This window comes from Exiguobacterium sp. s149, from assembly GCF_018618395.1.
Lineage (GTDB): Bacteria > Bacillota > Bacilli > Exiguobacteriales > Exiguobacteriaceae > Exiguobacterium > Exiguobacterium chiriqhucha.
The window spans coordinates 16,372-36,770 of record NZ_JACSLZ010000004.1; the positions used below are offsets into that span (position 1 = coordinate 16,372).

The following is a 20,399-nucleotide window of genomic DNA, read 5'->3' on the forward strand; positions in this document are numbered from 1 at the left end:
TTTGCCTTAATCTCAATTCCTTAAATCTCCATGATGATCGGCAAGATCATCGGACGACGTTTCGTCTGCTCGTACAAATAGACGCTGAGCCGTTCGCGGATATTTGATTTCAACTCGGTCCAATCACTTCCAGCTTGGAGACTCTTCTCAATCTGTTTTGTGACGATGCGATTCGCTTCTGAAATCATCTCTTCCGATTCACGCATATAGACGAATCCACGCGAGATGAGTTCAGGTCCTGAAATCAATTTCTTCTGTTTCCGGTTCAACGTGACGACACAGAGAACGACACCGTCTTGCGACAAGAGACGACGGTCACGGAGCACGATGTTCCCGACGTCCCCGACACCGATTCCATCGATTAAGACGTTTCCAGCCGGCACTTTGCGGCTCATCCGGGCTTTGCGGCCCGTGAACTCAACGACATCCCCTTTTTCAACGATGAAGATGTTGTTCGACTTCACACCGACTTGCTCGGCGAGTTTCGAGTGGGCCATCTGCATCCGGTACTCCCCGTGAATCGGGAGGAAGTACTTCGGTTTGACGAGGTTCAACATGAGCTTGAGCTCTTCGGCCGAACCGTGTCCAGAGACGTGTACTTTGCGTTGGTTATAGATGACGTTGGCGCCTGAGCGGAAGAGCAAATCAATCGTCTTCGAGACCGACTTCTCGTTCCCCGGAATCGGCGTCGCCGCGATGACGACCGTATCGTTCAGGCGGATGTTCACTTGTTTATGGGCGTTGCGCGCCATGCGCGTCAAGGCCGCCATCGGCTCACCTTGCGAACCAGTCGTCAAGATGACGACTTTGTTGTCAGGCAAGCGATTCACTTGTGAAAGCTCGACGAGCGTCTTCGGCTTGAAGCGCAAGTAGTTCAGCTTCTGGGCCACTTCGACGATATTGACCATGCTGCGGCCGACGACGGCCACTTTACGGTCGTTCGCTTCGGCTGCCGCGAACACTTGTTGCAGACGGTGCACGTTCGAGGCGAATGACGCGACGATGACGCGGCCTTCGGCTTGATAGATGACGTCGTTCAACTCTGCGCCGACGAGCGATTCCGAACCGGTTTGACCCGGACGTTCCGCGTTCGTCGAATCCGACAAGAGGCAAAGGACGCCCCGTTGGCCGATGGCCGCCAACTTGTTGAAGTCTGACTGTTTCCCATCGACCGGTGTGTAGTCAAACTTGAAGTCGCCCGTGTGAACGATGGCGCCTTGTGACGTTTGGATACAGACCCCGACACAATCCGGGATCGAGTGGTTGACGCGGAAGAAAGTGATGAAATGATCAGCGATAGTCAATTTCGTTTTGGCGTCAATCAATCGGAGGTCGACTTCTTTCAATAAGCCAGCCTCTTTCAATTTGAGCTCGATTAAACCGAGCGTCAATTTCGTCCCATATACGGGAACGTGTTTCAAATCACGGAGTACGTAGCTGAGTCCACCGATATGGTCTTCGTGACCGTGTGTGATGAAAATCGCGCGTACCCGATCTTTATTTTCTTTCAAATACGTAATGTCCGGGATGACGATATCAATCCCGAGCATCTCATCGCCTGGGAACATAAGGCCGGCATCGATGACGAAGATGTCGTCGTCTAGTTCCACGACGTACATGTTCTTCCCGATTTCGCCTACGCCTCCAAGCGCAAAGACGCTAACGTTCTCTGTCTTCTTCTTTGACACTAACAAAAACCTCCTAGATGTTGCATATTCTGTTTCGTCCACTTATCGCTACTGAATATTGTATCGGAAAACTGCTGATATGCCAACATTTCCGTTCAATCGACGAGAGGTTTCATCACATCGGCAAGCGGCATCGTCGCTTTGTCATCCGGACGTTTCCCGGAAGCGAGCTGACGAATCGACAAACCGAAGTGCATTTGTAAGTGTGGGTAATCAGGAAAACTTCTCCAATCCCCGCCCCATTCGAAGCCGAGCGCCTTACCGAGCTCCCCTAGTTCTTGCCAATCCGGTTCATCCGACCGATTATGGTCCGACTCCAAATCATAGTCGGCGCGGTTGTTGTGAATAATGACGAAGTCGACGGCAAGGCCATAGTTATGGTAGCTCTCACCTGCTTTGGCGTTCGTCACGACTTGACCTGGTTTCGAGCGACCTTGGGCGTACAGGGCGTTCTGCTCATCGGCTGAACGGTATCCTGACGTCAGGCGAACCTCGAGACCGAGGCACGAATAGGCTAGCCGCACGAACGATTCACTCCGCTCCCGTACGTGCGGATGCAGTTTGGCGAACGCCTTCTCGCTACGCTCGACGATGACCGCTTCCGAGCGCGAGTTGCGCTCACACATCCCCGCCTCGAACGTCGGTTCATCGACCCATGGCATCGGCCCCGGACGTGACAACGTATACGCTAAAAAGATTCCGACTAAAAAAGCCGTCATCGCGAACGTCAAGACGCCGGTCCATTTCATCGGCGCAACCGTTTACGGAGTCCTTTGACGAGCGGTAATCCTGTTTCAAGGGCGAAATAGAGCGGACGATTCAAGACGAGATCGAACTCGCCAACCTTCTCGATCATATCGCTACCCCAACCTGATTTGAACGCATACAGACCCGCATACTCATCATCGGCGTCGGTGCTGCCCGATACGCCACCGAAATCATAGCGTTCGGCCCCGCTCGCCTTGGCCGCTTGCATCATCGTCCATTGCATGAGGTGGTTCGGCATGAAGTCACGGAACTCGTTCGAAGACGCACCGTACAAGTAATACGAACGTCGGCCGGCTAACGTCAACAGACCGCCCGATAAGACGAGCCCGTTCGGGTACTTGTCGTGCAACTCGTTCAGTTCCGGCAACGCAGCTTTAATCTTTTCAATCTGTTCGCCCGTCTGCTTTTGACGGTTCAACAGACTTGTCCGTTTCTTCTCGACCGTCTCCGTCTCGAGGGAACGTTCAATCTTGCCGAGGTCACGTTCGGCTTTTTCGAGCGTGGCCATCTGTTGGTCCAGCGCGAGCTTCGGTTCGAGTTTCGTCAAGAACAGACGCGCGTCCCCTGGCTGCAGGCAATCGTATAAGTTCTCAAAGTAATCAAGGCCGCGGATGGCAAAGCCGTCCCGCTCGCCCGTCACTTTCATCAACTCCGCGAACGTCTGGAGACCATCGCGACCGACTTCCGTGCAGACGATTCCTTTTCGTTCTGCCAAACGCACGTTATAGCGGAACTTATGATGGAACTTGCCAAAAATCTCTTTCTCGCTCGGACGCAAGTCCGTCTCCATCGTGAACCGAGGCTGGGCGTAATCGAACCCGCCGCCGTATCCTTTATGGTTAAAACCGAGGCTAGCCATTTCCGTCAACAGGCCTGGCACTTCGTCTCGGTCGATATTCGGATCGATTTTCACGGTAATCGCTTTATTCGCTTTGGCGACCCGTTTCGCTTCTTCGGTCAACGCGGTCAACGAAGCCACATCGTCATAGTCGACGACGAAACCGCGCGGCGCGTAGCAAAGCGTGAACGGAAGTTTAGGTACGCGTTTGAACAAGAGTAACGCGACCCCGCTCGTCACACCATTGGTCGCGACGGCGATCCGCTCGGCGAACCAGCCGTTTTGTCGTTTGACGTTGGCCCAACTTGAGAGTTGAAGCAAATCCCCACGGTCATGTGTTTTGACGAACTCGTCATGCTCTTTTTCTGTCAAGGTGATCGGTTGTACTGCCATAAATCATGATTCCTCCGTCTTCAAAATTGTCGCTCGGACGATCGCTTCTTCATCTAGCGGAATTTTCTCATTGCCAATGATTTGATATTTCTCATGTCCTTTGCCGGCCAGGACGACGATGTTATCGGACTCGGCCAATTTGGCCGCGTAGCGGACCGCCTCTTCGCGGTCCCCGATCTCAACGAAATTGTCGTGGGTCATCCCGGCAGCGATGCCGCTCGTGATTGAGTCGTAGGCTTCATAGCGTGGATCGTCCGTCGTGATGACGACCGTTCCTGCATACTTCGAGGCCATCTCTCCCATCGTCGGCCGCTTCGTAACGTCACGATTTCCGCCTGTCCCGATTAAGAAAACAATCTTCTCTTTCGGCACGCCGACGAGCGACTTCAAGCATTGCTCGATGCCGTCGGGCGTGTGGGCGTAATCCGCATAGACGTTATAGCCCGGCACATCGAGGCGTTGCATCCGCCCTTTGGCCGGATGGATCGCTTCGAGCGCCTGGACGATTTCGGGCAAGCGATAGCCTGCCGCGAGTAGGCAACCTGTCGCGAGCAAAATGTTATACACGTTGAAGCGGCCGATGAATTGAACCGTCAACGGATGGCGTTCGCCTTGATAGTTGAGGCAAAAGCTCGTCTCTGACAGCGTCTGAACGATATCTGATGCCGTCACGTCTGCCATCGCGTCAATCGCATAAGTAATTACTCGCGCCCCTGTCATCGTCTCATACAGCTTGCTGTATGGGTCGTCTGCGTTCAGTACGGCGACCTTGTGACGTGACGCCATCTGTCCGAGCTGTGCGAACAGTAGCCCTTTCGCTCGCGCATAGTTCTCGAATGTGCCGTGGAAATCGAGATGGTCGTGCGTCAAGTTCGTGAATCCGACGATATCAAAGTCCGTCCCGATGACACGGCCGAGTTCGAGTCCGTGCGATGACACTTCCATCATCACATCGGTCACGCCTTCTGCGTGCATCCGGGCGAGCAATTGTTGTAGCTCTGAGCTTTGCGGTGTCGTATTTTTACTTGGAACGACCGTATCGTTGATGCGGACCTCGACCGTGCCAATCAATCCGGTGCTATGACCGAGCTCGGTGAGGACGTCGCGCAGAATCGTCGTTGTCGTCGTCTTGCCGTTCGTCCCAGTGATCCCGAACAGACGCATCTGTTCAGACGGATACTGATAGAACGCCGACGCTAAGAGGCCGACCGATCGTGTGCTGTCGCGCACGATCAAGTTCGGTACGCTTAACGAGAGCGGACGCTCGCTGACGACGGCTACGGCCCCTTTGCTGACCGCCAATTCGGCATAGTCATGACCGTCGACCGTATAGCCTTTGATGGCGACGAACAGCGTCCCAGGGACGACTTCTCTCGAGTCGGTCGTCACATGGGTCACTGGGATGGCTTGTAAGTTTGGTTGATTAATCAATTGAATGTGTTTAGCTAAATCCGTTAAGTTCAAGTCTTTCCCTTCTTTCACCTGTTCCTGTCCAAAGTAAAGAATACCTCTTAATCAGTGTAGAGAACTTACAATTCGGTTTCAAGTCAGTCTTCGGACGGAAGGACATAAGATTTGGCAGGGGCGTGGCTGAGCACCTCTCTGATTAAGGCGTTGACACCATGCACATCGATGCGATCGATTTTATCGAGCACCTCGTTCAAGTCCTCGACGTCGTCGAGCAGGACGAGGTTTCGACCGTTTCGGTTCATGCGGGCACTCGTACTCTCATTCCCGAGGACGAGCGACCCTTTCAATTGGCGCTTGCCTTTCTCGACTTCCTCGTCGGACAATCCGTCCGCAATCAACGTCTCAAGTTCGCGCGTCATAATCGTCTCGACTTGGGCGAGCGTATCCGGAGATGTCCCGATATAAATTGTGAACGTCCCATGGTCATCGAACGTCGTGTAGTACGAGTAAATCGAGTATGCCAGCCCCTCTTCTTCTCGAATCGACTGGAAAAGACGCGATGACATCGTGGCCCCGATGGCATTGTTCATTAAGGCCAAATGCGGCAGACGATCATCTTTGGCGGCAATCGCCTCAAAGTTCCAACAGAGGTGTGCTTGCTCTGTCTCTTTCTGTTTTTTCATCACGTCACTGTATAAAATCGGAGTCGTCGATTCTTTCGGAGATTCCCCTGATGGGAGGTCGGCAAACCTTGTCTTGACCGCCTCAATCAATTCATCGGTCACATGCCCGGCAATTGAAACGACAACACGATTGCCCGTGTACGTCGAAGTGACGTAACGGAGCAGTTGGTCTCGCGATAGGCTGAGGACGCTCGCTTCCGTCCCGAGAATCGGTTCGGCGAGGATGTCGTCCTTATAGACGGCTTTCGCGAGCAGCTCGTGGACGAGGTCTTCCGGTGTGTCCTCATACATTTTAATCTCTTCTAAGACGACCCGCTTCTCTTTCTCGAGCTCCGTCTCGTCAAATAACGAATCGAATAGCATGTCGGCGAGCGCATCGAACGCGATGACCGCGTGCTCGTCAAGCGTCTTCACGTAATAGCACGTGTGATCTTTCGACGTGAACGCGTTGACGCTGCCCCCGAGCTCATCGAAGAACGACGCAATCTCTTTTGCCGTTCTCGTCTTCGTTCCTTTAAATAACATATGTTCAATCAAGTGGCTGATGCCAATCTCGGTCATGTCTTCGGTGCGAGTTCCGGCTTTGATAAAGACACCGGTCGACGTGCTGCGGACATCTGTCATCGGTTCAATCACGATGCGGACGCCGTTGTCTAATGTGATCCATTCCATGTTATCACTCCTATGAAAAAGGCCATCGCACCAGACGATGGCCATCATGATTAGTTTGTCGAGCGTGGCGGACGACGGTCTCCGTCACGACGCGGCGGACGGCTGTCACGTGGTGGACGGCTTTCGCGCTGCGCTTTACGTTTTGCTTCGTATGCTTCACGTTCTTCCGGTGACAATCCTTCAAGGATGAGCACTTTGTGTGAGGCATTGACTCGGCCTTTGTCGTCAATCTCTGTCACACGGACTTTGATTGTATCGCCGAGTTTAACGACGTCTTCGACGTTCGCGACACGCTCTAAGCTGAACTCAGAGACGTGGACGAGCGCGTCTTTCCCTTTGAACAATTCGACGAACGCACCGAACTTCTCGATGCGGCGGACCGTTGCATCGAACTCTTCGCCGACGACGACTTCACGGACGATGTCGCCGATAAGGGCCATCGCCATATCGATGCCATCTTGATCGGTCGACGCGATGAAGACCGTTCCGTCTTGCTCGATATCGATTTTGACGCCCGTTTGGTCGATGATGCTGTTAATCATCTTCCCGCCCGGTCCAATCACATCGCGGATCTTATCCGGATTGATCGTCATCGTCACGATTTTCGGTGCATACTTCGACAACTGCGGACGCGGTGCGTCGAGCGTCTCAAGCATATGGTTCAAGATGTGGAGACGGCCTGAACGTGCTTGTTCGAGTGCCTCTTCCAAAATCTCACGCGTGATTCCGGCGATTTTGATATCCATTTGGAGCGCCGTGATCCCGTCTTTCGTTCCAGCGACTTTGAAGTCCATGTCACCGAGGTGATCTTCGAGTCCTTGGATGTCCGTGAGAACCGTGTAATGTTCGCCTTCCATGATGAGACCCATCGCAATCCCGGCAACCGGTGCCTTAATTGGAACCCCTGCATCCATGAGAGCGAGTGTCGAGCCACAGATTGACGCCTGTGAACTTGAACCGTTCGACTCGAGTACTTCCGAGACGAGACGAATCGTGTACGGGAAGTCGGCTTCTTTCGGGATGACCGGGAGCAACGCACGTTCTCCGAGGGCACCGTGACCGATTTCACGACGACCTGGCGCACGCACCGGACGAGCTTCTCCGACCGAGAACGGCGGGAAGTTGTAATGGTGCATGAAGCGCTTGTTCTCTTCGAGACCGATGCCGTCGATGATTTGAGCATCTCCGATGACGCCGAGTGTCGCCACCGACATGACTTGTGTTTGTCCACGTGTGAACAACCCAACGCCATGGGCGCGTGGCAATAAGCCCGTTTCCGACGCAAGTGGACGGATGACTTCAGGGCGACGACCGTCCGGACGAACTTTATCGACCGTGATGAGACGGCGAACTTCATCTTTGACAAATTTGTTCAAGATGCCAGACACTTCTTTCAACTTGGCCGGCTCGTCGACGAGGCGCTCTTCGTAGATGGCGACGTACTTGGCAATCACTTCGTTGATTGCTGCGTCACGCGCATGCTTCTCTTCGACTTGAACCGCAGCGTTGATTTCTGGACGAGCTGCTTCAAGCTCAGCCGTCAAGGCGTCATCAAACTTCGATACCGTGTATTCGAACTTCGGTTTCCCGACAGCTTCGACGATTTCCGTTTGGAAAGCGACCAATTTCTTGATTTCTTCATGACCGAACAAGATTGACTCGAGCATGACGTCTTCCGGTACTTCGTTGGCGCCTGCTTCAACCATGTTGATTGCAGTTGCCGTTCCGGCGACTTGGAGTTCGAGGTCTGTCTGTTCGAGCTGAGCCGTCGTCGGGTTGACGACGAACTCACCGTTGACGCGTCCGACTGTCGCACCGGCGATTGGGCCATCGAACGGGATGTCTGAAATCGAGAGTGCGATTGACGTTCCGAGCATGCCGGCCATCTCAGCTGGGCAGTCCGGGTCGTTCGACATGACGTAAATCATCACTTGGATATCATGACGGAAGCCATCCGGGAAAAGCGGACGGATCGGACGGTCGATGAGGCGCGATGTCAAAATCGCGTTCTCCCCAGGACGACCTTCCCGACGGAGGAAACCTCCTGGAATTTTACCGACCGAGTATAATTTTTCTTCATAGTTGACCGTGAGCGGGAAGAAATCTAAATCCTTCGGCGCTTTCGATGCTGTGACCGTGGCGAGCACGACCGTGTCCCCATAACGGACGAGTGCCGAGCCGTTTGCTTGTTTCGCAAGTTGCCCGACTTCTACAGACAGCGGACGCCCGCCCCATTCTGTAGAAAATACTTGTTTCGTACCTAACATGAACATTCTCCTCTCAAACCTTATCTAGTTTATTATGTAACTCATTCATATGAATGTCTAATGATTTTCCTCCTAAAAAAGAAGAAACGGACTAGGAACAAGTGTCCCAGCCCGTCACATGGTCCGTTCGGATTAACGACGGAGACCAAGGCGTTGAATCAATTCACGGTAACGTGTAACGTCCTTGTTACGAAGGTACGTAAGCAAGTTACGGCGACGTCCAACCATTTTCAAAAGACCGCGACGTGAGTGGTGGTCTTTCTTGTGTGTACGAAGATGATCGTTTAAAGTGTTGATTTGTTCAGTCAATACTGCAACTTGAACTTCCGGTGAACCAGTGTCACCTTGTTTTGTCGCGTATTCCGCGATGATTTCGTTCTTACGTTCTTTTGAGAGTGCCATTGCCTCTCCACCTCCATTTAATAGAAAATTGCCGCGTTGCCGAGCCGACGTTGGTGAATCGATCAGCCAAGCGAAGCGGTGTACTTTGCGTACCAAAATAGGATACCGTACCACCCATCCAAAGTCAAGACAGGATTGCCCGAGCGGCCGTCTCATCTTGCTTGAGTTGGGCGATGAGCGAGTCGAGTCCGTCGAACGCCCGCTCGTCCCGTAAATAGTGCATCCATTCGATTTCAATCAATTGTCCGTATAAATCTTCCGAGAAGTCGAACAAGTGGCTCTCGATTGAGACGTCACCGGTCGCATAGAACGTCGGCCGCCGACCGACGTTCGTCATCGCGTCGAACGTCCGACCGTCCTGAAGCCGTACACGCGTCGCGTAGACGCCTAGACGAGGCATAACATACGATGCGTCCATGACGACGTTCGCCGTCGGGTAGCCGATCGTCCGGCCTCGGGCGTCACCGTGGATGACTTCCCCGCAGATAACGTACGGCGTACCGAGCAATTCACTCGCCACTTCGACATCACCGGCACCGAGCAACTGACGAATCCGTGTCGACGACACTTTTTCGCCGCCGCTCGTCTGTTCGGCGACGACCGAGGTCGTGAAGCGACCGCGCGCATGATACGGCAGCGTTTCCATCGTCCCCTCGCCGAATTTACCGTACGAGTAGTCAAAACCTGCCGTCACATGGACCGCACCGGCACCAATCAAATAGTCATCCACGAACTGTTGTGGCGACAGGCTCGCCAACTCTTTCGTGAACGTGATGACGATGCATCGTTCGACACCGAGTGCGGCAATCCGGTTCAATTTCCGCTGGAGCGGTGTGATATAACGGACCGCATCCGGTTTGTTCGATAACACTTGTTTCGGGTGCGGGTCGAACGTGATGACGGTCACGGGCACGTCAAGCTGTTTTGCTTGCCTCTGCGCATGCCGAATCACGGCCTGATGTCCGGTGTGGACGCCGTCAAAAAATCCGAGCACCATGACCGAAGGGACCAGGTCTGGTGTCTCAGGATACGTCAGATGGATCGTTTCCATACTTCAATCTCCCCTTTAGTCGATAGTCAACATGACCTCGACAGTTGCGTCTGTTGTTCCGTCAAGCCGTCGATAGAGGGCAAGTGGAATTCCTTCTTCATTATAGACAGTAAACAGTTCAAATTCGAGCGAGACGTCGTTCAAACGACCTCCGTTTCGAATATACCGTTCTCGATTGACTGGAATCGTCATGGCCGGCCAACGTTTGATGACCTCTTCGAGCGGGATGAGGTGGTTCATTCGTTCCTCGACCGTCTCGAAGTCGGCCAGTTGCTGTAACGTGACGGCGGCCGTTTCCTCAAACGAACCAGACCGGGTCCGCCGCAAGTCGCTCATATGGGCCGGATAGCCGAGCAGCTCCCCGATTTGAACGGCGAGCGTCCGGATGAACGTCCCTTTGCCACACTCGACGTCGACACGGAAACGGCAGACACCGTCTTCGATGACCGGCTCATTCGTCCGGACGAGGCGGTGAATCTCGACGATGCGGCGCGGTCGGTCCACCGTCTGACCTTTTCGGGCGTATTCATACAATTTCTTACCGTTCACTTTGACAGCAGAGAAGTAAGGCGGGATTTGCTCGATTTTTCCTGTCAGCTTCTCAAGGACACGATCGATCTCCGCAGCGGTGAACGCCTCGGGACCGACCTCGCGCGTCTCGACGACCTCGCCATGTGCGTCCTCCGTCATCGTCGCTGTTCCGATTGTAATCTCGGCGGCGTACCGTTTGCCTTCATCGGTCAGAAAACGAGACAGCTTTGTCGCCCGTCCGAGGCAAATCGGTAGGACACCGGTCACTTCCGGGTCAAGCGTGCCGGTATGTCCGACTTTTTTCGTTTGGAACAATTTACGGAGCTTGAACACACAGTCGTGGCTCGTCATGCCGCTGTCTTTATCTAAAATCAATACGCCAGTTGGTTCCATCTGAATTCCTCCCATCAAAAAAGGGGAGACGCGAGTCCCCCCTTCAATTTATTGGTCGTTCCGATTTAAGTCACGAATCAATGAATCGATATGGCTACCATATGCGACCGATGAATCGTATTCGAACGACAATTCTGGCGTTTTCCGAAGACGGATGCGGCTTCCGATCTCGCGGCGAATAAATGCGCTCGCCTTATCAAGACCAGCTTGCGTTTCAGCCTTCACCGTGGCGTCGTCTCCGAGCACCGTGTAGTAGGCTGTCGCTTGCTGCAAATCTCCCGTCACATCAACGCTCGTGATTGTAGCGTTCTTCGTACGTGGGTCGTTGACTTCACGGAGCAAGATATCTGTAATCTCTTTACGCATCTGCTCTGCGACGCGTTGGGCACGAATGTTCATACGTGTTCCCTCCTCGCTTTATTTACGTTCGACTTCTTTCATGATGAACGCCTCGATGACGTCCTCCACTTTAATATCGTCGAACTTCTCTACTTTAATCCCACACTCGTAGCCTGCCGCGACTTCTTTAACGTCGTCTTTGAAGCGGCGAAGCGTATCGAGTTTTCCTTCGTACACAACAATCCCGTTACGGATGATTCGGACGCCGGCGTCGCGTGAGATTTTACCTTCTGTGACGTAACAGCCGGCAATCGTACCGACTTTCGAGACTTTAAAGACGTCACGGACTTCAACTTGTCCTGTGATTTCTTCAACGAACTCAGGGTCGAGCATCCCTTTCATCGCGCTCTCGATTTCATCGATTGCGTTATAGATGATGCGGTGCAGACGCATTTCAACATGCTCTTGCTCGGCCATCGACCGGGCGTTACCATCTGGGCGAACGTTGAATCCGATGATGATCGCATTTGCCGCCGAAGCGAGAATGACGTCACCTTCTGTGATGGCACCGACACCTTGGTGGACGATGTTGATTTTAACGCCTGCGACGTCGATTTTACGGAGTGAACCAGCGAGTGCTTCAGCCGAACCTTGAACGTCTGCTTTGATGATGACGTTCAAATCTTTGACTTCGCCTTCTTGAATGCGACTGAACAAGTCATCAAGACTAACTTTAGCCGATTCGCGACGCTGTGATTCGAGGTAACGTTGGTAACGTTTTTCTCCGATTGCACGTGCTTTCTTCTCATCTTCAAACACGATGAACTGGTCACCCGCTTGTGGGACATCGTTCAATCCTGTAATTTCGATTGGTGTCGATGGACCAACTTCTTTCACACGACGACCGATATCGTTGACCATGGCCCGGACGCGTCCAAACGTGCTACCGACGACAATTGAGTCACCAATTCGGAGTGTCCCGTGTTGAACGAGAAGCGTGGCGACAGGACCGCGACCTTTGTCGAGCTTCGCTTCGATGACCGAACCGCGAGCTGGCATTTTAGGCGTCGACTTGTACTCTTCGACTTCAGAAACGAGCAAGATCATCTCGAGCAACTCATCGATTCCTTCGTCTTTCAAAGCTGAAATCGGTACGAAAATCGTTTCGCCGCCCCACTCTTCCGGTACAAGACCGAACTCTGTCAATTCTTGTTTGACGCGGTCAGGGTTTGCGCCTTCTTTATCCATTTTGTTCACAGCGACGATAATCGGCACGTTAGCCGCTTTCGCATGTGAGATGGCTTCTTCTGTCTGTGGCATGACGCCGTCATCCGCTGCGACAACGATAATCGCGATATCCGTCACTTCGGCTCCACGAGCACGCATCGTCGTAAAGGCGGCGTGACCTGGTGTGTCGAGGAACGTGATCTTTTTATCGTTGACTTCAACTTGATAAGCACCGATGTGCTGCGTGATTCCTCCGGCTTCACCAGCAACGACTTTCGTGTTGCGGATCGAGTCAAGAAGTGTTGTCTTACCGTGGTCGACGTGACCCATGATTGTGACGACAGCTGGACGCTCAACAAGCTCATACTCAGAGAAGTCGATTTCTACTTCTTCAAAGTCCGTCTCATCGATGAGTACTTCTTTCTCAACTTCATAACCGAATTCAGTTGCAAGCAACTCAATCGTCTCGTCATCAAGTGTTTGGTTGATTGTCGCCATGACACCAAGACCCATCAACTTCATGATGATCTCGTTTGGCTTTTTATCCATCTTCGCAGCGAGGTCCGATACGCTGAGGACATCATCGTACTTGATGACGTTGCCCATTTCAGACTCTTGCGCTAAACGAGCTGCTTTACGCTGACTCGTTTTCGAATTTGGATCCGCTTCTAACGGCACAGCTGCTTTCGCAGGCTTGCCTTTGAATTTACCACCGCGCTTTTTGTTGCGGTTGTCGTTGCGGTTGTTGCCGAAACGGTTGCCACCACGGTTGCCAGCTTGGTTGCTTTGACCGCTAGACGCTTGTGGGCGTGCTTTCGGTGCTTCTTGCTTGGCAGCAGGCTTCGTGTCAGCGGGTTTTGACTCGGCAGACTTCGTTTCAGCTGGTTTCGTTGCAGCTGGCTTTTCTTGCTTGTCAGCCGAACGGTATTTCTCAGGATTGAAGACACGGTCGAGTTGCTTGACCGACTCCTCATCTAAGACAGCCATGTGGTTTTTCACTGGCTTGTTCATTTTCTCGAGCTGAGTAATGACTTGTTTACTTGTTACATTCTGTTCTTTTGCAAATTCATAGACGCGTTTTCCCAAAGCATCCACCTCCGTTAATAGTTAAGAGAGAAGTTGCTTAAGCTTGTTCGCAAATCCGGATTCTGTCACAGACACGACGACTCGCATGTCTTTACCTAAAGCAGCCCCGATCGTATATCGGTCGCTCACTTCAATCAATGGAACACCATACGATGTACACTTGTCGGTAACCCGTTTTCTCGTAGACGCTCCTGCATCTCCGGCAAGGATGACAAGCTTGGCTCGGCCAGCTCGCACATCCTTCAACACAAACTCTTCTCCCATCGTTACTTTCCTCGCACGTGCGGCAAGGCCTAACAATGATTCCCACTGACTCATGATTCGGCTCCTGTGACAGCTTGAAGCAGCTGCTCATAAAGCGCGTCACTCGTCTTGACTTTTAAATGATGATCGAGTGCCCGTTTTTTCTCTGCTAAACGAATCACATCCGCATCTTTCGACAAATACGCACCACGTCCGTTCAATTTACCGGACGTATCGATGACGACGTCACCTTCCGGCGTCCGAACGACACGAATCAACGCTTGTTTCGGTAACATTTCTTGCGTGACCACACATTTGCGCAAAGGAAGTTTCTTTTGCTTCATGGTCATTCCTCTTCTTTCACCGTTGTCGGCTCGAGGGCGACGTCAACCGAGTCAGTCTGTTCCACTTCATTGTGAACAATTTCTGGCTCCGGTTCAACTTTTTCGGCGTACGTATCATACAAGTCCATGCCTTCTGCATCGGTCTCGCTCTTGATATCAATTTTCCATCCCGTCAACTTAGCGGCAAGACGGGCGTTTTGACCACGTTTCCCGATGGCGAGTGACAATTGATAGTCTGGCACGACGACCGTCGTCGATTTATTCGGTTCATTGACGTACACGTCAACGACTTGAGCCGGGCTGAGTGCGTTTTTCACGAACTCTTTTGGGTCGTTCGACCAACGAACGATATCGATTTTCTCACCGTTGAGCTCATCGACGATTGTTTGGACCCGTTGCCCTTTCGGACCGACACAAGCACCGACTGGATCGACGATGTCTGAATGAACAGCAATCTTCGAGCGATCACCCGCTTCGCGTGAGACCGACATGACGTCGACCGTTCCGCTCGCGATTTCTGGCACTTCGAGCTCGAACAGGCGACGCAACAGACCTGGATGCGTCCGCGAAACTTGAATGGCTGCTCCAGACCCTTTCGTCGTCGAATCGACTTTTGTGACATACACCTTGATGCGGTCATGAATCTGGTACGATTCATTCGGCATCTGCTCGTTCGGTGTGAGCACCGCTTCGATATTGTTTTCAAGACCGATATACAAGTTGCGTGGGTCGAACCGTTCCACAATCCCCGTCATGATCTCGTCTTCTTTATCGACGAAATGGTTATAGATGCGCTCGCGCTCGGCTTCCCGCATCTTTTGCGTGACGACTTGTTTGGCTGTCATCGCCGCGACGCGACCGAAGTCGCTCGGTGTGACTTCTTCTTTATGGAAATCCCCTAACTCATAGTTCGGGTCAATCTCATGCGCTTCTTCGAGCGACAATTGTTGCTCGGGATGCGAGAGACGTTCAACGACTTCGAGAAGTGCGAAGACGCGAATATCACCGGTCACTTGGTCGAATTCAACTTTTACGTTTTCATTCGGGTTGGCGACGTTTCGGCGGTATGCCGAAATGAGCGCCTGCTCAAGTGCATCGATGATAATCTCCTTCTCGATTCCTTTTTCGTTAGCAATCTGTTCGATTGTTGTGAGTAATTGTGGCCCCATCTTTACCTCTCCTTAACTAAATGTGACCGCTAGGCGGGCTTGTGCAATTTTGTCTACCGGTAGCGATATCGCTTTTTTTCTTGTCTTGATGCGTGTCTCGACGATGGCGGTCTCGCCGTCATATTCCGTCAAAATCCCTTCGAACTCTTTGGCACCTTCAATCGGGGCAAACGTCTTGATATAGACGTTTTTTCCAATCGCGCGTTCAAAGTCGGTCGGCTTCTTCAGCGGTCGTTCGGCACCGGGACTCGAGACGTCAAGATAATAGGCTTGTTCGATCGGATCGCTATCGTTTAGTTTTTCCGAGAGTTGTTCGTTGATGTTGACGCAATCATCTAAATCGACGCCCCCCGGCTTGTCGATATAGACGCGCAAGAACCAGTCTGGCCCTTCTTTCACGAATTCGACATCGACCAATTCCATGTTCTCACGCTCCACGATCGGCAACGCGATCGCTTCGACGACTTCTGTTATTTTGGACACTCTCATCCCTCCTTCTGGCTTTTACATACAAGAAAGGAGTAGGGTTCCCTACTCCTTTCCGTCGTAGTATCCAACATTGTTCGATACCAATATATCATATTTTCCCGGTTTTTCGCAACTTACACCCCAAAATCAAAGAACGAGAGTTGGTTCTCATCCGGGAGGCCTTCGAGACATTTCATCGTATCGAGCGTCTCGACGATCGTCTTCGACAACTTGGCCCGTTTGCGCAAGTCTTCTTTCGATAAAAACTGTCCTTCGGCACGTGCATCGACAATCGCTTTCGCCGCATTCGTACCGAGACCATCGACCGCATTGAACGGCGGGATGAGCGTGTTTCCTTCAATCAAGAACTCGGTCGCGCTCGAACGGTACAAATCGATGTTCTGGAACTTCATGCCGCGCTCTAACATCTCGAGTGCGAGCTCGAGCACGGTGTGGAGACCTTTGTCTTTCGCCGTGGCTTCAAATCCTTTTTCACGGATATCCGACATCGCTTTACGCACGGCCTGTGACCCTTTAATCATCGCCGACAAATCGAAGTCGCCGGCCCGGACCGTGAAGTACGTCGCGTAATATAGAATCGGATGATGCACTTTGAAGTAGGCAATCCGGACGGCCATGAGCACGTACGCTGTGGCGTGCGCTTTCGGGAACATATACTTGATTTTCTTACAAGACGAGATGTACCATTCCGGGACATCATTGGCCCGCATCTCCGTCTCCATGTCTTCCGACAAACCTTTCCCTTTCCGTACCGACTCCATGATTTTGAAAGCGAATGACGGTTCGAGGCCCGCATAAATCAAGTAGACCATGATGTCATCACGACAACCGATGACGTCTTTCAATTCACACGTCCCGTTATAGATGAGTTCGTTCGCGTTCCCAATCCAGACATCTGTCCCGTGAGACAGTCCCGAAATTTGAACGAGTTCGGAGAACGTCGACGGTTTCGTCTCTTCGAGCATCTGCCGGACGAACTTCGTTCCGAACTCTGGAATCCCTAGCGTACCCGTCTTCGATTCGATTTGTTCCGGCGTGACACCGAGTACTTCCGGCGACGAAAAGATTTTCATGACCGTCGGGTCGTCCGTCGGAATCGTCTTCGGATCGATACCGGACAAATCTTGGAGCATCCGGATGGCGGTCGGATCATCGTGACCGAGAATATCGAGTTTGAGCAAGTTGTCATGAATCGAGTGGAAGTCGAAGTGGGTCGTCTTCCATTCGGACGACTTATCATCGGCCGGATATTGGATTGGCGAGATTTCGGCGATGTCCATATAGTCCGGGACGACGATAATCCCCCCCGGGTGTTGCCCGGACGTCCGTTTGACGCCGGTGACACCCGAGACGAGCCGGTCGACCTCGGCATTCCGATAAATCTTATCGTTCTCGGTCGCATAGCCTTTCACGTACCCGTACGCCGTCTTATCGGCAATCGTCCCGATTGTACCGGCACGATACACATACTCTTCACCGAACAACACTTTCGTGTAGGCGTGGGCGTGCGGTTGATATTCACCCGAGAAGTTCAAATCGATATCCGGCACTTTGTCCCCTTTGAAACCAAGGAACGTCTCGAACGGGATATCGTGCCCGTCCTTCGTATACCAAGTCCCACACTCCGGACATTGCTTGTCGGGAAGGTCATACCCGGACCCGACCGATCCGTCGTCGAAGAAGTGGGAATGTTGACACTTCGGACAGACGTAATGCGGTGGCAGCGGATTGACCTCGGTGATTTCGGTCATCGTCGCAACGAAACTCGATCCAACCGAACCACGTGACCCAACGAGATAGCCGTCATCGAGCGATTTCTTCACGAGTTTATGCGAGATTAAATAAATGACCGCAAACCCGTGACCGATAATCGACTTCAACTCTTTCTCGAGCCGAGCCTCGACGATTTCCGGCAGTTGTTCTCCATAAATCGAACGGGCCATATCATAACTCATATTCCGGACTTCATCGTCGGCCCCTTCAATCTTCGGCGTATACAAGTCGTCCGGGATGATTTGAATCGACTCGATTTGATCGGCGATTGCGTTCGGGTTCGTGATGACGATTTCACGGGCGAGCTCGTCCCCGAGGAATTTGAAGTCCTCCATCATCTCTTTCGTCGTCCGGAAATGGGCGTGCGGCAGTTCTTTCCGCGTGTTGATGAAGTTGGCGCCACCTTGCGTCCGAATCAAAATCTCCCGATACGAGCGGTCCGTCCGGTCGAGATAGTGGACGTTGCCGGTCGCACAGACAGGCAGTCCGGCCTGATCAGCGACACGAATGATCCGTTTGATGATTTCACGCAACTCGAGTTCGTTGGCGACGATCTCTTTATCGATGAGGTGCATATAGAGCGCCGGCGGGTGAATCTCGATGAAATCGTAAAACGCCATCATCTTCTCAAGTTCTTCGTCAGACTTGTTCAGGGCGGCATCGAAAATCTCGCCGTTGTCGCACGCCGAACCGATCAAGAGGCCCTCACGGCGCTTGATAATCTCCGAGCGCGGCATGCGTGCCATCCGGAACAAGTAGTCAATGTGCGACAAAGAAATCAGTTCGTATAAGTTCCGGAGTCCCGGTTTTTTCGTTTTCGCATAAATTGTCGCATGGAACGGACGAATCTTCGAGACGTCGCTCCCGACTTTCGCGTTCAGCGAGCGATGCGTTTCCATCTCAAACATCTGTTTGGCGAGCTCGAGTAGCTTCATGAGCAAATACGCCGTCGCCTCGGCATCATAGATGGCGCGGTGATGTTGCGTCAACTCGATATCGAATCGCTTCGCGAGCGTGTTGAGACGGTGGTTCTTGAGTGTCGGTAAAATCGTCCGGGCGAGCTCGAGCGTGTCGATGACCGGATAGTCATCCGGCTCGTGCCCACCGCTCCGGAGTGTCGCCTCAAGGAAGCCCATGTCAAACGATGCGTTATGGGCGACGAGAATGCCGTCCCCGCACCAATCGACGAACTGCTTGGCGATGACTTCCGGATCGGGTTGGCCATGGACCATGTCATCGGTGATACCCGTCAGTTCGATCGTCGTGGCCGAGAGCGGATGCTTCGGATCGGCGAACGCCTCGAAGCGGTCGATAATCTCTCCGTCCTTGATTTTGACGCCCGCGAGCTCGATGATTTTATTGTAGACGGCCGAAAGTCCCGTCGTCTCGACGTCGAAGACGACGTACGTCGCATCGTCGAGCGGGACGTCGGTCGGATGATAAGCGACCGGTACGCCGTCATTGACGACGTTCGCCTCGACCCCGAACAGTACTTTAATGTCATTCTTTTTCCCGGCGTAATAGGCTTCTGGGAACGACTGGACACCGGCATGGTCCGTGATGGCGATGGCACGGTGGCCCCATTTCGCTGCTCGTGCGACCAGTGCCGACACGTTCGTGACCGCGTCCATCTGGCTCATCTGCGTGTGCGCGTGCAGTTCGACACGTTTCTCACCGGCCCATTCGTCCCGGACCGGTTCGACTTTCACTTCTTGCAGTTGTGACGCCATCATGCACAGTTCGCGCATGAAACTGTCATCCTCGACCCGACCGGCCGCTTGAATCCACATGCCTTTTTTGACGGCACTTAGCATACGGTCATCGTCATCATCGCGCGCGAACACTTTGACGATGAGTGAATCGGTATAGTCCGTCATCTTGAACGTGAACAGTTTCTTCCCGCTCTTCAGTTCTTTCCGTTCGGCCGAGAAGACGAGGCCACGGATGGCGACGCGTCGTTCTTCTTCGATAATCGTCTTGATTGGGACAATCTCGTCTTTAATCAAGGCACCCATCCGCACTTCAGTGACCGGCTCATCGTTCGTCTCGGTCGACTTGGCGAACTGCGCCGCTAGTGCGAGCTTCGCCTGTTCCAAATCTTCTTGGACGACTTGTTCGCGCAACGCTTGGTTCGCTTCTTCATTTTCTGAGAACAGCGCTTGGCATGGTTTTTTCATAAAGCCGTAGGCGCTGTAGAGCGCTTGGACTTCTTGGCATAGCTCTTTATCGACATAGTTCGCCTCAGGGGCCGAGCGCACCGGGATGAGCAATTTGTTCTGCTCGAAGCGCGGTGCGACCGATGCGAAATAACTGCGCATCGCGCCTGACACTTGACTCAGCTCACTGACGATCCGGGGCCAATAGTCGATATAGTCCTGTTCGCCCCCACCTGACGTCGTCGTGAACCGCGCATATACCTCGTCCGCGAACGTCGCATAACGACTCTCGAGCCGGCTCATGAACAGTTGGTACACCTCATACGGCAACACGTGTTGTAATTGGAAATAAAACGTCCACGTCCGACGTTGCTTGTTGACGACGAGTCGTGATAACTCTGCTCCGTCGAACTGATCCGTTTCGGTCGTGATGCCGAGGTCACCCAAGAGCAATTGCATTTTTTGATTAGCTTCCAC

The 20,399-nt window shown here is 52.8% G+C and carries 16 protein-coding genes; all 16 read right to left on the reverse strand.

What is annotated here, in order from left to right; all coding sequences use genetic code 11:
* Nucleotides 1-20: 20 nt before the first annotated feature.
* Nucleotides 21-1,688, reverse strand: coding sequence for a ribonuclease J (locus KNP81_RS06710; protein WP_021067169.1), 1,668 nt, complete (start codon nt 1,686-1,688; stop codon nt 21-23).
* A 95-nt stretch (nt 1,689-1,783) separates the two neighbouring features.
* Nucleotides 1,784-2,437 (reverse strand): M15 family metallopeptidase, encoded by a 654-nt coding sequence (locus KNP81_RS06715; protein WP_214719406.1) that lies wholly within the window; start codon nt 2,435-2,437, stop codon nt 1,784-1,786.
* Complete coding sequence (locus KNP81_RS06720) at nt 2,434-3,687, reverse strand: lipid II:glycine glycyltransferase FemX (protein ID WP_214719407.1); 1,254 nt, start codon at nt 3,685-3,687, stop codon at nt 2,434-2,436. The genes KNP81_RS06715 and KNP81_RS06720 overlap by 4 nt, the downstream gene beginning before the upstream one ends.
* A gap of 3 nt (nt 3,688-3,690) precedes the next feature.
* Complete coding sequence (locus KNP81_RS06725; protein WP_251130300.1) at nt 3,691-5,151, reverse strand: UDP-N-acetylmuramoyl-L-alanyl-D-glutamate--2,6-diaminopimelate ligase; 1,461 nt, start codon at nt 5,149-5,151, stop codon at nt 3,691-3,693.
* An 83-nt stretch (nt 5,152-5,234) separates the two neighbouring features.
* A complete protein-coding gene (locus tag KNP81_RS06730; protein WP_214719409.1) occupies nt 5,235-6,452 on the reverse strand; it encodes a M16 family metallopeptidase in 1,218 nt (405 codons plus the stop codon).
* A gap of 50 nt (nt 6,453-6,502) precedes the next feature.
* The gene (pnp, locus tag KNP81_RS06735; protein WP_021067164.1) at nt 6,503-8,719 is read right to left on the reverse strand and encodes a polyribonucleotide nucleotidyltransferase; all 2,217 of its coding nucleotides are present in this window, start codon (nt 8,717-8,719) and stop codon (nt 6,503-6,505) included.
* Nucleotides 8,720-8,851: 132 nt separating this feature from the next.
* Nucleotides 8,852-9,121: a 30S ribosomal protein S15 gene (gene rpsO / locus KNP81_RS06740; RefSeq protein ID WP_015881433.1), complete on the reverse strand. Its 270-nt coding sequence runs from the start codon at nt 9,119-9,121 to the stop codon at nt 8,852-8,854.
* Between the two features lie 124 nt (nt 9,122-9,245).
* On the reverse strand, nt 9,246-10,172 hold the full coding sequence (locus KNP81_RS06745) for a bifunctional riboflavin kinase/FAD synthetase (RefSeq protein WP_214719410.1): 927 nt from the start codon (nt 10,170-10,172) through the stop codon (nt 9,246-9,248).
* Nucleotides 10,173-10,187: 15 nt separating this feature from the next.
* Nucleotides 10,188-11,096, reverse strand: coding sequence for a tRNA pseudouridine(55) synthase TruB (truB, locus tag KNP81_RS06750; protein ID WP_214719411.1), 909 nt, complete (start codon nt 11,094-11,096; stop codon nt 10,188-10,190).
* Nucleotides 11,097-11,144: 48 nt separating this feature from the next.
* Nucleotides 11,145-11,495, reverse strand: a complete 351-nt coding sequence (gene rbfA, locus KNP81_RS06755) for a 30S ribosome-binding factor RbfA (protein WP_021067161.1) — start codon at nt 11,493-11,495, stop codon at nt 11,145-11,147.
* A gap of 18 nt (nt 11,496-11,513) precedes the next feature.
* On the reverse strand, nt 11,514-13,748 hold the full coding sequence (infB, locus tag KNP81_RS06760; protein WP_214719412.1) for a translation initiation factor IF-2: 2,235 nt from the start codon (nt 13,746-13,748) through the stop codon (nt 11,514-11,516).
* Between the two features lie 21 nt (nt 13,749-13,769).
* Complete coding sequence (locus KNP81_RS06765; protein ID WP_021067159.1) at nt 13,770-14,066, reverse strand: YlxQ family RNA-binding protein; 297 nt, start codon at nt 14,064-14,066, stop codon at nt 13,770-13,772.
* Nucleotides 14,063-14,335, reverse strand: a complete 273-nt coding sequence (gene rnpM / locus KNP81_RS06770) for an RNase P modulator RnpM (protein ID WP_483297929.1) — start codon at nt 14,333-14,335, stop codon at nt 14,063-14,065. Before rnpM ends, KNP81_RS06765 begins: the two co-directional genes overlap by 4 nt.
* Before the next feature lie 2 nt (nt 14,336-14,337).
* Nucleotides 14,338-15,504 (reverse strand): transcription termination factor NusA, encoded by a 1,167-nt coding sequence (gene nusA / locus KNP81_RS06775; RefSeq protein WP_114165576.1) that lies wholly within the window; start codon nt 15,502-15,504, stop codon nt 14,338-14,340.
* A gap of 12 nt (nt 15,505-15,516) precedes the next feature.
* The gene (gene rimP / locus KNP81_RS06780) at nt 15,517-15,987 is read right to left on the reverse strand and encodes a ribosome maturation factor RimP (protein WP_021067156.1); all 471 of its coding nucleotides are present in this window, start codon (nt 15,985-15,987) and stop codon (nt 15,517-15,519) included.
* A 119-nt stretch (nt 15,988-16,106) separates the two neighbouring features.
* Nucleotides 16,107-20,399: a PolC-type DNA polymerase III gene (locus tag KNP81_RS06785; protein WP_214719415.1), complete on the reverse strand. Its 4,293-nt coding sequence runs from the start codon at nt 20,397-20,399 to the stop codon at nt 16,107-16,109.

What these genes read in the sequence shown, in the direction of transcription:
- KNP81_RS06715 (WP_214719406.1), bottom strand. Translation starts at nt 2,437, where the DNA reads ATGAAATGGACCGGCGTCTTGACGTTCGCGATGACGGCTTTTTTAGTC.
- KNP81_RS06720 (WP_214719407.1), bottom strand. Translation starts at nt 3,687, where the DNA reads ATGGCAGTACAACCGATCACCTTGACAGAAAAAGAGCATGACGAGTTC.
- KNP81_RS06730 (WP_214719409.1), bottom strand. Translation starts at nt 6,452, where the DNA reads ATGGAATGGATCACATTAGACAACGGCGTCCGCATCGTGATTGAACCG.
- pnp (WP_021067164.1), bottom strand. Translation starts at nt 8,719, where the DNA reads ATGTTAGGTACGAAACAAGTATTTTCTACAGAATGGGGCGGGCGTCCG.
- rpsO (WP_015881433.1), bottom strand. Translation starts at nt 9,121, where the DNA reads ATGGCACTCTCAAAAGAACGTAAGAACGAAATCATCGCGGAATACGCG.
- KNP81_RS06745 (WP_214719410.1), bottom strand. Translation starts at nt 10,172, where the DNA reads ATGGAAACGATCCATCTGACGTATCCTGAGACACCAGACCTGGTCCCT.
- truB (WP_214719411.1), bottom strand. Translation starts at nt 11,096, where the DNA reads ATGGAACCAACTGGCGTATTGATTTTAGATAAAGACAGCGGCATGACG.
- rbfA (WP_021067161.1), bottom strand. Translation starts at nt 11,495, where the DNA reads ATGAACATTCGTGCCCAACGCGTCGCAGAGCAGATGCGTAAAGAGATT.
- KNP81_RS06765 (WP_021067159.1), bottom strand. Translation starts at nt 14,066, where the DNA reads ATGAGTCAGTGGGAATCATTGTTAGGCCTTGCCGCACGTGCGAGGAAA.
- rnpM (WP_483297929.1), bottom strand. Translation starts at nt 14,335, where the DNA reads ATGAAGCAAAAGAAACTTCCTTTGCGCAAATGTGTGGTCACGCAAGAA.
- nusA (WP_114165576.1), bottom strand. Translation starts at nt 15,504, where the DNA reads ATGGGGCCACAATTACTCACAACAATCGAACAGATTGCTAACGAAAAA.